This window comes from Pacificibacter marinus, from assembly GCF_018860505.1.
Classification (GTDB): Bacteria; Pseudomonadota; Alphaproteobacteria; order Rhodobacterales; family Rhodobacteraceae; genus Celeribacter; species Celeribacter marinus_B.
Genome location: NZ_JAHKPU010000026.1, coordinates 13,460 through 27,682 on the forward strand (window position 1 = coordinate 13,460; position 14,223 = coordinate 27,682).

Sequence of the window (14,223 nt, forward strand, 5' to 3'; positions counted from 1 at the left end):
GAAATAATATCCATAAAGTGACTCTATAAAACGAACTCGGAAACCGAGCCTTACCCTCTCAACAGGAGTATACAAGATGACTGCCAAATCAGACCTTACCCGCCGTGGATTTATAGGAACGTCAGCCGCACTGACCGCCCTATTCGCAAGTGGCATTCCCTTGTCTGCGCAAGGGACCGACAGCCTGACAATCGCCTATAACGTCCCTGTCCAAAGCTGGGACCCAACCACAGGCCCTGCAGCTGTAAATCCTGCACTGCAATCCATTTATCTCGCCGTTTATGACCGCTACATTGCACAGCGCCCCGACTTAACATTCGACGCCGGACTGTTGACCGACTGGGGCTTTAGCGATGACAAAACCAAGCTCACAATGACCGTGCGCGAAGGCGTCAAATGGCACAATGGCGATGACTTCACCCCCGAAGATGTCATCTGGTCGCTGGAACGCGCAGCCAATCCTGACACGGGCAACCCGATGCAATTCGTCTGGTCCAAAATCGGCAACTTCACCGTAGATGGTAATGTCATCACAGCAGATGTGCTGAGCTTTGAACCCGCATTGTTCAAATGGATGGCCTTTCTCACAGCCTTTATCTTGCCCAAGAAATACTACGAAGAGGTCGGCGCCGAAGGGTTCGAAAAAGCTCCAATCGGCACTGGCCCTTATATGGTCGATGCCTTTGAGCAAGGCGCATATGTCCGCCTGAAAGCCTTTGCCGACTACTGGGGAGGCGCACCTGAATTTGAAACAGTAACAGTCAAATTCGTCACCGATGCGGCTTCTCGTGTGGCCGAGATTGAATCAGGTAATTCCGACGTCACTTCGAACATGCCTTATGAAGAATATGACCGTTTGATTGCCAAAGACGGCCTGTCTGGCGAAGCCATTCCGGTCACTGATATCGGTATGATTTTTCTCAATGACATCGACGTCATGCTGGATAAAAACGTACGCCTCGCAGCGCATCACGCTATCGACAAGCAGTTGATCATCGACCGTTTGCTACGTGGTTATGGCGTGCCATTGGCCACACTCGAAGCACCCGGATACGCGGCCTATGACGACAGCATTACTTTTGACTATGATGTTGAAAAAGCGAAAGAACTGCTTGCGGCATCGGGGTATTCCACGGACAATCCTGTGACCTTTACCATTCAAACAACTCGTGGTTTCAAACCCAAAGATTATGAGATGATTCAAGCCATCGTTGGCATGTGGCGCAAGGTGGGCATCGAGGCCGAGATCGAAGTCTACGAGATCGCGAAACACTACGAGCTGCGCGCCACAGACACATTGGCACCTGCCGCATTTTACAACTGGGGCAACTCGATCGGCGACCCGTCAACATCGACTGGTTTTTCCATGTTCGGCCCCTCACCCCATGCGGTATGGGACAGCCCTGATTTGATTGAAAAGATCGGGCCGCTGTTTGTAGAGCCTGATGAAGACAACCGCATTCAAGGCTTCAAAGATGTGTCGCGTTATATCGCTGAAGAGGGCTATGTCATTCCGATTTTGCAATATGTGATGCCAGTTGTCTACGCGTCTTCCTTGGCGGTGACGCCCTACACCTCAGGTGATTTGCTACCACAAGCGATCACCAAAGCCTGATTTCATTAGGCAAAACCTCGGACTGAGCGTCCTGCAGTCCGAGGCCAAAACTCAGAAAGATTACTATGCTTTTGAAAACCGTGTTTGTGCGGCTGCTCACGACCGCGATCACCCTATTTGGTGTCGCCGTGGTCGTGTTCACGCTGGTACGTGTTGCCCCAGGCAATCCGATTTCGATGATGCTGCCCCCTGGCGCCACCGAGGAAGATATCGCAGCGCTGACTGCACTCTACGGGTTTGACAAAAGCCTGCCGCATCAATTTATGATCTGGATCGGCGGCGTGATACAAGGCGATTTTGGCACCTCGATCACCCTGCGCCAACCCGTTGATGAGTTGGTCTTGGGGCGTTTGCCCGCCACGTTAGAGCTGTCGCTGATGGCCCTGTTGATTGCCTTGGCACTCGGCGGCCTTGTCGCGGTGATTGGCGCACGCAAGCGTAGCACAGGCACCGAAGTCGGGTTGGACCTGACCACCGGTGCAGTGCTGTCTATTCCCGACTTTTTGTGGGGGTTAATCTTTGTGCTGCTCTTTGGCGTTCTCTGGCCGGTCCTGTCAATTTCGGGGCGCGTTGATCCACGGTTGGATATTGACTTCACGACCAACTTTTACTTTTTTGAGGGCCTTTTGCGCGGGCGGTGGGATGTTGTCAGCTCGACGTTCTCACATATGCTCATGCCAGCAATGTCCCTTGCGCTGCCTTTGGCCGCAATGATTGCCCAGTTGCTGAAACAAAACCTGAAAGAAGTTTTGAACCAAGATTACACCACACTGGCCCGCGTGCGCGGCTTCTCGGAAACATCCGTCATTCTGCGCGAAGCCTTGCAAAATGCCGCCTTGCCGACTTTGGCCTTGGTCGGCGTCCAGTTCACATTCCTGATCGGCGGCACCGTGATTGTAGAGCGCCTGTTTGCCTATGAAGGCCTCGGAAATATGGCCATTGATGCGGTGATCAATCGTGATCTGCCATTGATCCAAGGCATTGTTTTACTGTTCGCTGCCTTGTTTACCGTGATCAACCTGCTGGTTGATCTGTCCTACACTTTTCTAAACCCGAGGCTGCGTAATGGTTGATGCAACATATTCCCCCCGCCCCATGCGGTTCAAGGTCAGAAATTTGCGCCTTTGGCTTCCACTGTTGTGGATTGCCACACTGATAATCGCGGCTGTTTTTGCTCCGATTTTCGCGCCGCACGACCCGCTCGCCCAAGATTTGATGTTGGAACGTTTACCGCCCTTTTTCATCGACGGGTCCGAGCCGGGACACCTGCTTGGCACTGATAGTCTGGGCCGAGATGTGCTATCGCGTATGATCTATGGCGCTCGGATTGCCCTATTTGTCAGCGTCATTGCAGCCTTTAGCACAGGGATTTTCGGATCTACACTTGGGCTGATCGCTGGCTACTATGGCGGGTGGTGGGACCGCGTTATCTCGCGGCTGGTCGATATTTGGATGGCCTTTCCCCCCGTTTTGTTTGCCGTTCTTTTGGTGGCTGTGATCGGCACGGGGCTGACATCGGTTATTTTCGCAATTGCACTGATTGACTGGACCCGCTTTGCCCGCGTGATCCGCGCGGAAACGATGGTGCAGGCGCAGATGGACTATGTCGACAGCGCGCGCATTGGCGGCGCACGGCGTATGGCGACGCTGCTCAGTGAAATACTGCCAAATGTTTTGCCGTCAATCATTGCACTTTTGGCGCTTGAAATGGGCATCGCTGTGATCGTCGAGGCGATCTTGAGCTTTGTGAATCTGTCTATTTCATCAGATGATCCGACTTGGGGCTCGATGATTTCCGAAGGCCGCGGCGCAATTCACTTTGCATGGTGGGTTTTGCTGTTCCCGCTGATCGCACTTTTCCTCACCGTTCTCAGCTTTTCGACCCTTGGCGAAGGCCTAAAGAAACAATTTGATCCGGTGCTGAAATGAACAATCTTCACGCAAAAACACTTGATATCATTAACCTGAACGTCACCCTGCCCAATGGCCACCGTCTGCTGCGCGATGTTTCGTTGTCATTAGAACCCGGCGAGGTGCGCGCCCTTGTCGGGGAAAGTGGTGCGGGCAAATCCATGATCGGCAAGGCTGTGCTGGGCATTCTGCCGACTGGGATCTCAATCAGCCAAGGCGAGATTTTACTAGAAGGCACGCATCTGAATGCGCTGACCCCAGCCACGCGACGCAAAACGATTGCCCAAACATCTGCTTTGATCCCTCAAGATCCGCTGACCGCGCTGAACCCTGTGCGCAAAATCGGGCCGCAGATCACGGATCCGCTGACGCGCATCCACGGCTGGACCAAGGCCCGCGCGCTTGCCCGCACCCGCGAATTGCTGGACCGCGTTCATATCCGAAATCCAGACCGCGTATTGAACAGCTATCCGCATGAACTGTCTGGTGGCATGCGTCAGCGCATTTTGATTGCCGCCGCATTTGCGCCCTCTCCGCGCCTGATCGTGGCCGATGAACCGACCACAGCGCTGGATGTTACGGTACAAAAGGAAATCTTGCGCCTCATTCGTGAACTGCAACAAGAAACAGGCACAGGCGTTCTTTTTGTCACGCATGACATGGGCGTTGTCGCCAAGATCAGTCAAAAAGTCACAGTATTGTTTGGCGGACGGGTTGTCGAAGATGCACCCACGCGTGACATTTTTGAAAATCCAGAACATGCCTATACCCGCGCGCTGATCGCCGCGACCCCAACCCCAAATGCCAGCATCGAGCCGTTCCGCCCTGTTCCACCCGCGTTGATTGCCGAATTACACCGCGAGATACAGGCAGATGACGACAGATTTTCGAAAAGGGCGCAGCCATGACCGACGTGATGACACCCCCACAACCTGCGTTGTTTTCAATCAAGGGTCTGCACCTGTCGTTCCCTGATCGCGCGCATAGGCCACTGTTTGGTGCAGCTCCGCGCATTGAAGTCCTGAAAGGCCTCACGCTTGACCTGCCCGAAGGACGCATCACAGGCATTGTCGGGGAAAGCGGGTCAGGAAAATCGACTCTTGGCCGTGTATTGGTACGCCTTCTAGCGCCTGACGCAGGCCAAGTTACTTTTGACGGAAAAGATATTGGTGCGTTAGATGAAGATGCGCTGCGTCCGCTGCGCCGCGATCTGCAAATGATTTTCCAAGACCCGATGTCATCGCTGAATCCGCGTCACAAAGTCTGGCGTATCATCGCGCAACCGATGAAGCGGTATCGCCGCGGTGGCACCCGCGCGGATGCATTGAAAGCCTTGGAAAAGGTCGGACTGCCTGAATCCTTTGCCGATCGCTATCCGCATGAATTGTCGGGCGGACAGCGGCAACGCGTTGGTATCGCTCGCGCAATCGCATTGGAGCCCCGCTTTATTTTGGCCGATGAAATTGTATCTGGGCTAGATGTGTCAAGTCAGGCGCAGGTTCTGTCGTTGCTGAAAACACTGGCCAAAGACATGGGGCTGACCGTTGCGTTTATCAGTCACGATCTATCGGTGATCCGTCATTTATGCGATGATGTCATTGTTTTGAACCACGGTGAAATCGTAGACAGCGGGCCTGTGCAAACCGTTTTTGAGCACCCAAAATCAGACATCACCAAGGCCTTGCTTGGCGCGATCCCGCGTCCTGAAATAGATGATAGCTGGTTCGAATAATTTCTATATATTTATGGGTGGGCCTATGATCTTTGGCCCACCCAATTGCACTCTAAATCATTTGGCCAATTCAGGGTGCAAATATTTCTCAAGCCCCGCACGGCAATCATCCGGCCATGGGTGTGACTTATGATCCTTGGTCGAGGTCATCACAATCAACTGCTCGATCGTCCAGATCACATCGCCATCCACAGTCACCACAGTGTAAAGATCAAGCGAAGATTTTCCGATTTTGCGCACATGCACATTGAATTCAAGCAGATCGCCATAAACGGCAGGTTTTTTGAATTCGATGTTCATTTTGACACTCGGCAACCCCAGATGACGCTCAAACATGAGCTCTTTCCATGGCACGCCAAAAGACGCGAACATTGCCTCGTTTACATCGACAAGATAGGATAAATAAGCAGGGTGATACGCGATGCCTGTAAGGTCGCAATCGCCAAAACGCATTGGTTTGGTCATCGTAAAGGGCATATTGATTTCCTCTCAAAAATTGCAGAATCCCGCCCTATGCAAAAGGGCAGCGACCCATGCAAGCCACGCTTCACTTTTATTTATGTTTAAAATGTATTCCAAAGTCAAATGATGTTTCAATCAAACGGCGGACAGCCCATTTTCTATACGAAATGCTACAAAAAATTTTAAAACCCTATCCAAAAATCATCACATACCTTTGCCATAAGGAAAATAAATACACTAATAACAATACATTATAACGACTTTACTCACCCCACGGGCCACAAAATTCCCTCAGCTTATCTGTTGACAGGCATCCCATCACTCATTAACTTTAAACTTAAAGCATTATAGCGAGTCTGACACTCGCCAATCAGCAAGGGATAATAAGATGAAGATAGCAGTTCTTGGCGGCGGACCATCTGGCTTATATTTTGCGATCTCGATGAAGCTTCGCGATGCGGCCCATGACATCACCATTTACGAGCGCAATCGCTTTGATGATACATTTGGCTGGGGCGTTGTTTTGTCCGATGAAACGATGTCGAACTTTGAAGAAAACGACCCCATCAGCGAAAAAATGATCCGCGACAACTTCGCCTATTGGGATGATGTAAAAACCGTACGCGGTGATGAAGAAATGACATCAAGCGGTCACGGGTTTTGTGGGATCGGGCGTAAGGTATTGCTTATTGCTTTACAGGATCGCGCACGTGATCTGGGCGTCAATCTGGCCTTTGAAACCGACTTGACGGATGAAAAAATTGCCGAATTGAAACAAACCAATGACCTTGTTGTGGCGGCAGACGGGCTGAATTCCAAGACTCGCACGATCTATCAAGATAAATTCAAACCCGAAATTGACATGCGCCAAAATCACTTTGTCTGGCTTGGCACGCATCAAAAATTCGACGACGCCTTCACTTTTATCTTTGAAAAAACCGAGCACGGCTGGATCTGGGCTCATGCCTACCAGTTCGATGACGATACAGCGACTTTCATCGTAGAATGCGGGCCTGAAACCTATAAAGCATTCGGATTTGACACTTTAAATCAACAAGATAGCATCGCACTTTGCGAAAAAATATTCGCCAAGCACCTTGGCGGGCACCCCTTGATGACAAACGCCACCCACATTCGCGGCTCTGCTTGGATTCAATTCCCGCGCGTGACCTGTGAAAACTGGCATTTTGAAAATGTCGTACTGCTGGGTGATGCATCGGCCACGGCGCATTTCTCAATCGGGTCAGGGTCCAAATTGGGCATGGAAAGCGCGATTGCCCTTGCGGATGTGTTGAACGCTGGCAAGCCGTTGCAAGACGCTTTGCAAACCTACCAAGATGAACGCAAATTGCAGGTGCTGCGCGTGACCTCTGCGGCACGCAATTCAACCGAGTGGTTTGAAGATATCGAACGCTACCTGACCCTTGACATGATGCAGTTCAGCTATGCTTTGCTGACGCGGTCTCAACGGATCAGCCATGAAAACCTGCGCTTGCGCGATCCTGAGTGGATGGCCAAGGCTGAAGCATGGTTCCAGAAAAAAGCGGGCGGCACAGCTGGTCGCAGCCCCATGTTCGCCCCTTACAAATTGCGTGATATGACACTGCAAAACCGTGTCGTCGTCTCGCCCATGGCGCAATACAAAGCCACCGATGGCACTCCAAACGATTGGCATTTTGTACATTACGCCGAACGCGCCAAAGGCGGCGCGGGCCTTGTGTTCACTGAAATGCTATGTGTGTCAAAAGAAGGCCGCATCACCCCCGGCTGCCCTTGTATTAGCGAGGATCAAGTCCCCGCGTGGTCACGCTTGACCGATTTTGTACACGCAGAGACACCTGCGAAAATCTGTGCGCAGATTGGTCATGCAGGGCGCAAAGGCTCTACGCGTTTGGCATGGGATGGCATCGACAAACCTTTGGCCGAAGGCAATTGGGATCTTTTGTCTGCATCAGCCATCCCCTTAATGGATGGCAACGTTGTGCCAAAATCAATGGATCGCGCAGATATGGACATGGTGAAAGACCAGTTCATTGCATCCGTTAAAGCCGCTGACAAAGCTGGGTTTGACATGATCGAAATGCACGCAGCCCACGGCTATTTGCTGGCCTCTTTCATCTCGCCAGTCACCAACAAGCGCAGCGATGAATATGGCGGATCAGTGGAAAACCGTATGCGCTATCCGTTGGAAATTTTTCACGCGATGCGCGCGGAATGGCCCGAGAGCAAACCGATGACAGTGCGTATTTCCGCACATGATTGGATGGGCGACGCGGGCGTCAATCCTGAAGATGCGGTTGCCATCGCGCAAATGTTCAAAGATGCGGGTGCGGATGCGATCAACGTGTCATCGGGACAGACCGACAAAGGCGAGCAACCGATTTATGGCCGTATGTTCCAAGTGCCGTTCTCTGACCGTGTGCGCAATGAATTGGCTGTGCCGACTTTGGTCGCTGGCAATATTTATGAACCGGATCATGTCAACTCTACGCTGATGGCGGGGCGTGCGGATCTTGTCTTGCTGGCGCGTCCACATCTTGCAGATCCATATTGGACCCTGCATGCGGCGGTAGAGCTGGGCGACACAGCTCAAGACTGGCCGGCCCCCTATGAAGGCGGTCGTCGTCAAGCTATTACATTGGCCGAACGTGAAAAGGCTATGGCGGTATGAGTTTGATCGGAAAAACGGCCTTTGTAACAGGTGGCGGGTCTGGTGTGGGGGCGGTTATCGCCCTGCAACTGGCCGAAGCTGGCGCGCAGGTCACGATTTGCGGACGGCGCTTGACCCCGTTGCAGGCAGTTGCTGCGCAGCATGAAAACATCACCGCCACTGTCGCAGACATCACTGACGAGGCAGCCATATCAGCAGCCATATCAGCAGCCGCCCCCGATATTGTTGTAGCCAATGCGGGCGCATCTGAAAGCGCGCCTTTTGTCAAAACCGAACTTGAAGCCTTTGAACGGATCATGTCGGTCAACGTCACGGGGACGTTTTTGACGTTGCGTGAGGGTGCGAAGGCAATGAAAGAAAAGCCTTGGGGCCGATTGATCGCCATAGCATCCACGGCAGGCATCAAAGGCTACCCTTATGTGGCGCCTTATGCGGCCGCCAAACATGGTGTGGTCGGCATGGTCAAATCCGTGGCCCTTGAACTGGCCCGCAAAGGCATCACTGTGAACGCCATCTGCCCAGGTTTTCTAGACACTGAAATGACCGAACGTTCTATCGCCAATATTGTGGAAAAAACTGGCCGCACAGCGCAAGAAGCCCGTGCAAGCCTAGAGGCCACAAATCCCATGCACCGCCTCGTACCGCCACAAGATGTGGCTGCGGCTGTGCTTTGGTTATGTGCTGAAGGGTCAGACATGGTCACAGGTCAAAGCATTTCTGTGTCTGGCGGTGAAACATGAGCAAGGTTTTCACACACAAACGTCAGGTTGAATTCAACCATTGCGACCCCGCAGGAATCGTTTTCTACCCTCGCTATTTTGAAATGATCTCCTCAGTCTGCGAGCGTTTTTTTTCTGACGCCATCGATTTCAGCTGGGCCAGCACAGTCATGAAACAGGGCTACGGCACCCCGATGGGCAATATCGAGGTCCGCTTTCACGCGGCCTCACGCCTTGAGGATTGGCTTGATTTTTCGCTCTGCGTCGAAAAAATCGGAAACGCCTCGGTTACCTTTGTCATCACATGTTCTTGCGCGGGCGAGCCCCGCTTTACATGCACAGCGACGCTTATCTACGCAAATATTGCCACCAACACATCCCATCCATGGCCAGACGCCCCGCGTGCTGCAATGCAACACTACATCACCCCTTCCCTAGATGAAAAGAAAGTCACCTTATGAGCGCCCTGACGCCCCACAGTTTTCTTCAGCCAGATGGTTGGATCCCTGCAAAAGGCTACGCCAACGGTGTATTGGCCGAAGGAAAGATGATTTTCACAGGCGGCTTGGTCGGCTGGAATGCGCAACAAGAATGGCAACACCACGATATGGTTGGTCAGTTTCGCCAGACGCTGGAAAACATCGTCGCAGTCTTGGAAACGGCAGGTGCCACCCCTCAACATCTCGTGCGTTTGACATGGTACATTACTGATAAAAAAGAATATAATGACAACCTACGGGCTTTCGGCGCTGCCTACCGCGACATCATTGGCAAACATTTCCCTGCGATGGCTGTCGTTCAGGTTGTGGCCTTGATGGAAGACGAGGCGAAAATCGAAATCGAGGCAACGGCAGTCATTCCTCATGACTGATATATCGCTCCCCAAAGGCCAGCCCGTTTTGATCACAACAGCCCCCTATAGCGAGGCAACTCCGCGCGGCGCGGTGACTGGCGCGTGGATCATGGGGCAACTCGACATTGCAGCGGGCCTTGCAGGTCAGCACGCCAGCGGCGGTGACGCGCTTATGGTGTCGATCAAAGACCTGACATTCCACGCCCCGCTGCTTGCAGGTGTAGAATTTGCTGTGCATGCAACATTGACGCGCACAGGCAATACATCCTTCGACCTTTCGTTTTCAGGATGGGCAAACCCCAAAACCACCTGCACGCAGATCTTTAGCGCAGATGTCTTGCTTGTCGCAGTTGATGCCGAAGGGAAGCCTCGCAAAATCGCTTGATGAATTTTCCGACCCCATTGGCTCACAGACTGCCGCGCAAATCCTTCCCGTTATCGCTATAAAAAACCAACAAAAAGACCCCCGTAGGGGTCTTTTCTCTGGAATGCCCTCTCTCAGACAGCTTCTAAACGTCTGAAATGAGACTGCGCATAAAGCAAGGCATCCCCCTCGCGCAGCGCCGCATCCTTTATAGCCCCGATAAAGACCACATGGCTGCCGTTCTCGCTTGATGATGTGACCTCACAAGACAGGCTCGCCAACGCTGCCTTAAGACGCGGCAGTCCCGCAGCGCAAGCGGTCCAGTCTGCGGGCGTGAATTTATCGGCCCCCGTTTCGCCTGTCACACCAGCAAAACAAAGCGCCACATCACAATGGTCATTATCTAAAAGCTGCACAGAAAATTTCCCCGAACGCTCGATCTCCTGACATGTTCCGGTTTTGCGATTAACACAGACAAGGATCGACGGCGGGCTGTCTGTGACCGAACACACCGCCGTCGCCGTGATCCCACGCCTCAGCGTATCTTTTCCTGTGGTGATCAGCGTCACAGCACTTGGGAAAAGCCCCATGGCCTGACGAAATGTCGCGATATCCACCATATCACGCCGCCTGAAGGCTGGTGAGATACTCTTGCGCCGCCGCTTCATCAGCGAACCACGGAAAGAAATCACGCGGATCGTCAAACCCGTTGGCAAGGCGTTGTGCGAGCCCCGGCAAAACCTGCGCGGAGCCCATGATGTCCAGCACAAAGGGGGGCGGCGGCAAGAGCATCATATTGGTCCAACGCACAACCCATTGCGCATAGTCCCAGAAGTGTTCAAAGGTCGCGACCATCCAATCCTCGTCAAACGGCTTATCACCCTGTGCAAGAATGGCGTCAAAATAAACTGCTGCCGCCTTCGCTGCGTTGTTCGCGCCCTGCCCCGTGATCGGGTCATTGAGACATACAGCATCGCCAAGCCCCAAAACCTTTGCCCCAGATGGCAAGGTCGCGACGGGTTTGCGTACCGTCGGGGGGAAACGACCAGCAAGAATACCGTTCTCATCAGTCAACTCGACATTGCCACACCGGTCATATTCCCAAGGCAAGTAGGTCTTAAGAATGCTCAGCGAGGTCTCAAGATGTGCCTCAGGCGTGGTCGCATCTTTCCAACAATCCATAGGGCCGCCCTGCACCCCCTCGAACACCATAATATCGCAGGGGCCGGTTTTGGTCAGCGCAGGGAAAACGAAGTATTCGCCAACACCAGGGATAAGGTTAAAATTCACCGCCGAAAAATTCTCGCGCGGCGTCATGCCATGAACATAGGTCAACGCCAGCGCACGCTGTGGCGTATCAAACGGCGAACGCTCTGCATCGCGTTCAAAGAGTTTTCCGATCTCTCCCTTGCCAGAGGCGACAATCACCAGATCAGCAGTTTTAGATTCCTGTTCCAGCATGGCAATATCGGCAGACGCAATCACCAGATCGCCGCCCAGACGGCTGAATTCCTCAAGCCAGCGCGGCATTTTCACCCTCTGGTCGACCGATTGACCTTTGGCATCAAGCCGTGAAGACCATTCCAGCGCCTTGCCCGCGCCTTCGGGGGCCGGCACGGTGAAAGAAATCCCTTCAACCGGTGGGCAGGCCTTTTCCCAAAAATTGATGCCGAGGGCGCGTTCGTGGTCTAGGGATGCGTCGAATTGGCATTGCGACGAGAGAACCCGTCCCGCAGCAATCTGGTCGCCGGTGCGGTCCTGAATAATCTTAACGTCATAGCCCTTTTGCAAAAGGCCAATAGCAAGTTGCAGGCCCGACTGACCCCCACCGATGATGGTGATACGTTTCATGCGTGTTTCTCCTGTTGTTTTTGTTTTGATATGTGTGGTCGCGGATCAATCCATCAGGCGCGGGATAGCCGGACTTTTGCCCTCAGGCCCCATCGCCGAATAACCACCATCCACACGAATATCGGTGCCGGTCACGAAAGAGGACTCGTCCGAACACAAGAACATCACAGCTTGCGCCACCTCTTCAGGGTCCCCGACCCGTGGAAACAGGTGGTAATCCGCGCCGACCCTGTCGGTCTTTTCGCGATCGCCATTGGTAAGACCGTCCATAATGTTCGACCACGTCCACCCTGGCGAGACGGCGTTCACGCGGATGCCCTCGGGGGCCAAATCCATCGCTTGATTTTTCGTCAACTGCAAAATCGCGGCCTTTGACACTGGGTAAAGCCAGCGGCCGGTCTGCGCCACACGTGCAGAGATCGAGCCGAAATTCACAATGGCGCCTTTGTTTTTCGCAAGCTGCGCACGTGCCGCCTGCATCAACATGACCGAGCCAACAATGTTTACATCCAAAGCTTCCAGCCATTCCGCTCGCGTGCTTTCCAACCCATTGTCGAGATAGGTCGCTGCGACATTTACAAGAAAATCGATCCGGCCATATGTCTGGGTTGCTGTGGTGACGACCTTGACAATATCTTCATCCGAACGAATGTTTGCTTCGACGAAAGTCACCCCGTCCGCCTCAAGCGCCTTACCGCTTTTTGCATCGATATCCGCGATCACGACCTTCACGCCATGCATGCGAAAGGCCTGAACCACAGCCGCGCCAATTTTTGTGGCACCACCGGGTACAATAGCAACCTTATCCTTCAGTCCTCGCATCGGTGTCTCCCCTATTGTTATGGTTTTGTAAAAAAACCTTGCCTAAAGGGGGGCGTCTCGCGCTATCCTCATTGCGTCAACACTATCCAGAATACGAAAAAATTATCTTTAGCTCTAAAACAAGATGAGTGACGATGGACAATACTGGGGCGATTCAAAATTTGGCAGACACGGGACGACTGCGGCACTTTCCGCTGTCCCACTCACCATTTTTCGCCTCTCAGGATGTGGATGAAGCCCGCGCGCGCGTTGCACAGGTCTATTGCGACCACCGACTTGAACCCATGGGCAAAAGTGGTTTCGACGCACGGCACAATCGATTGGCAGGAAGCGATCTATCAATCAATGTGATGACGTATTCGGCAAAGACCATGATCAGTCCAGGGGCCCTGAAAGAATTCTATCTATTTCAATACCCTTTGAGCGGCCATGCCTCGATCTCGAACGGTGCAAACTGCCACGAGATCGGCGGAGGTCGCAGTGGCGTTGTGAATCCAAGCGAAAGCACCTGCATGATTTGGGGTGAAGGCTGTACACAACTGATGATTCAAGTCCGCCGAGATGCGCTGCAGCGCACAGCACGCAGTTATTTCGGCTTGCCTGACGGGCAAAGCCTAAGGTTCTGCGGCGCAAATGATATGCGTGCGCAAGAAGGCAAAGCCTTTCTCGGCCTTCTGAAGTACGCGATGAGCGGCGATGGCATGTTGGACACTGGCGGCCTTATGGGGCAGCAATTGGAAACAACCTTAATGGTCGGGCTTTTACAGACCCAGCGGCACAACCTTACCGAACAAAGCATTACAACTGGCGCTTTGCCGCGTGCTGTGCGGATGGCCGAAGAGTATATGAGCGCGCATATTGCAGAGCCGATCACGCTTGGCATTTTGGCACGCGAAACAGGCGTCAGTGAACGCGCGCTTCAGATGGCATTTCGGACTGGGAGGGGTCGATCACCGATGGCAGTGCTCCGCGATCTGCGCTTGGAACGCTCTTGGCAGGAACTCAGCCACGCCGAGGCCGGCACCAATGTCACCGATGTTGCGATGCAGCTTGGGTTTTATCACCTCGGGCGATTTTCCGAACATTTCCGTCGTAAATACGGCTGCACTCCAAGCGAAACTCTGCGCAAGGCGGGGCGCTTGTGATCGGCACTTAATCGTCGGTTTTTCACCGCAAAAGGGCGGCTGATTAAGTTCAGCCGCCCTTTATCTGTCCGCATTCTT

At 53.1% G+C, this 14,223-nt stretch carries 15 protein-coding genes; 11 read left to right on the forward strand and 4 right to left on the reverse strand.

The features are described 5' to 3' along the window. Window positions 1–76: 76 nt before the first annotated feature. The 5 genes from KO503_RS09535 to KO503_RS09555 all read left to right on the forward strand — a co-directional run bounded on the left by KO503_RS09535 (window position 77) and on the right by KO503_RS09555 (window position 5,258). Window positions 77–1,615, forward strand: a complete 1,539-nt coding sequence (locus tag KO503_RS09535) for an ABC transporter substrate-binding protein (protein ID WP_215991325.1) — start codon at window positions 77–79, stop codon at window positions 1,613–1,615. A gap of 65 nt (window positions 1,616–1,680) precedes the next feature. Next, the gene (locus KO503_RS09540; protein WP_215991326.1) at window positions 1,681–2,688 is read left to right on the forward strand and encodes an ABC transporter permease; all 1,008 of its coding nucleotides are present in this window, start codon (window positions 1,681–1,683) and stop codon (window positions 2,686–2,688) included. Window positions 2,689–2,731: 43 nt separating this feature from the next. After that, window positions 2,732–3,544, forward strand: a complete 813-nt coding sequence (locus KO503_RS09545; RefSeq protein ID WP_252731023.1) for an ABC transporter permease — start codon at window positions 2,732–2,734, stop codon at window positions 3,542–3,544. Beyond that, a complete protein-coding gene (locus KO503_RS09550; protein ID WP_215991328.1) occupies window positions 3,541–4,434 on the forward strand; it encodes an ABC transporter ATP-binding protein in 894 nt (297 codons plus the stop codon). Before KO503_RS09545 ends, KO503_RS09550 begins: the two co-directional genes overlap by 4 nt. Continuing rightward, a complete protein-coding gene (locus KO503_RS09555; RefSeq protein ID WP_215991329.1) occupies window positions 4,431–5,258 on the forward strand; it encodes an ABC transporter ATP-binding protein in 828 nt (275 codons plus the stop codon). Before KO503_RS09550 ends, KO503_RS09555 begins: the two co-directional genes overlap by 4 nt. 57 nt (window positions 5,259–5,315) lie before the next feature. Here the strand turns inward: KO503_RS09555 and KO503_RS09560 are convergent, their stop codons facing one another. Continuing rightward, a complete protein-coding gene (locus tag KO503_RS09560) occupies window positions 5,316–5,735 on the reverse strand; it encodes an acyl-CoA thioesterase (protein ID WP_215991330.1) in 420 nt (139 codons plus the stop codon). Between the two features lie 373 nt (window positions 5,736–6,108). Between KO503_RS09560 and KO503_RS09565 the strand changes: the two genes are divergently transcribed. Genes KO503_RS09565 through KO503_RS09585 form a run of 5 tightly spaced genes read left to right on the forward strand, consistent with a single transcriptional unit; the run spans window position 6,109 to window position 10,348 of the window. Beyond that, window positions 6,109–8,391, forward strand: coding sequence for a bifunctional salicylyl-CoA 5-hydroxylase/oxidoreductase (locus KO503_RS09565; protein ID WP_215991331.1), 2,283 nt, complete (start codon window positions 6,109–6,111; stop codon window positions 8,389–8,391). Further along, window positions 8,388–9,131 (forward strand): SDR family NAD(P)-dependent oxidoreductase, encoded by a 744-nt coding sequence (locus tag KO503_RS09570; RefSeq protein WP_215991332.1) that lies wholly within the window; start codon window positions 8,388–8,390, stop codon window positions 9,129–9,131. The genes KO503_RS09565 and KO503_RS09570 overlap by 4 nt, the downstream gene beginning before the upstream one ends. Beyond that, a complete protein-coding gene (locus KO503_RS09575; RefSeq protein WP_215991333.1) occupies window positions 9,128–9,571 on the forward strand; it encodes an acyl-CoA thioesterase in 444 nt (147 codons plus the stop codon). The genes KO503_RS09570 and KO503_RS09575 overlap by 4 nt, the downstream gene beginning before the upstream one ends. Further along, window positions 9,568–9,981 carry a RidA family protein gene (locus tag KO503_RS09580; protein ID WP_215991334.1) on the forward strand — a complete coding sequence of 138 codons (414 nt, stop codon included), beginning with the start codon at window positions 9,568–9,570 and terminating at the stop codon, window positions 9,979–9,981. The genes KO503_RS09575 and KO503_RS09580 overlap by 4 nt, the downstream gene beginning before the upstream one ends. Continuing rightward, the gene (locus KO503_RS09585) at window positions 9,974–10,348 is read left to right on the forward strand and encodes a hotdog domain-containing protein (RefSeq protein WP_215991335.1); all 375 of its coding nucleotides are present in this window, start codon (window positions 9,974–9,976) and stop codon (window positions 10,346–10,348) included. Before KO503_RS09580 ends, KO503_RS09585 begins: the two co-directional genes overlap by 8 nt. A gap of 113 nt (window positions 10,349–10,461) precedes the next feature. Here the strand turns inward: KO503_RS09585 and KO503_RS09590 are convergent, their stop codons facing one another. The 3 genes from KO503_RS09590 to KO503_RS09600 are packed head-to-tail and all read right to left on the reverse strand — an operon-like array spanning window position 10,462 to window position 13,000. Next, window positions 10,462–10,947: a flavin reductase family protein gene (locus KO503_RS09590; protein ID WP_215991336.1), complete on the reverse strand. Its 486-nt coding sequence runs from the start codon at window positions 10,945–10,947 to the stop codon at window positions 10,462–10,464. 1 nt (window position 10,948) lies between these two features. Next, window positions 10,949–12,178: a styrene monooxygenase/indole monooxygenase family protein gene (locus tag KO503_RS09595; protein ID WP_215991337.1), complete on the reverse strand. Its 1,230-nt coding sequence runs from the start codon at window positions 12,176–12,178 to the stop codon at window positions 10,949–10,951. A gap of 45 nt (window positions 12,179–12,223) precedes the next feature. Next, the gene (locus KO503_RS09600) at window positions 12,224–13,000 is read right to left on the reverse strand and encodes an SDR family oxidoreductase (RefSeq protein ID WP_215991338.1); all 777 of its coding nucleotides are present in this window, start codon (window positions 12,998–13,000) and stop codon (window positions 12,224–12,226) included. Between the two features lie 134 nt (window positions 13,001–13,134). Between KO503_RS09600 and KO503_RS09605 the strand changes: the two genes are divergently transcribed. Next, window positions 13,135–14,145, forward strand: a complete 1,011-nt coding sequence (locus tag KO503_RS09605; RefSeq protein ID WP_215991339.1) for an AraC family transcriptional regulator — start codon at window positions 13,135–13,137, stop codon at window positions 14,143–14,145. Window positions 14,146–14,223 lie beyond the last annotated feature (78 nt).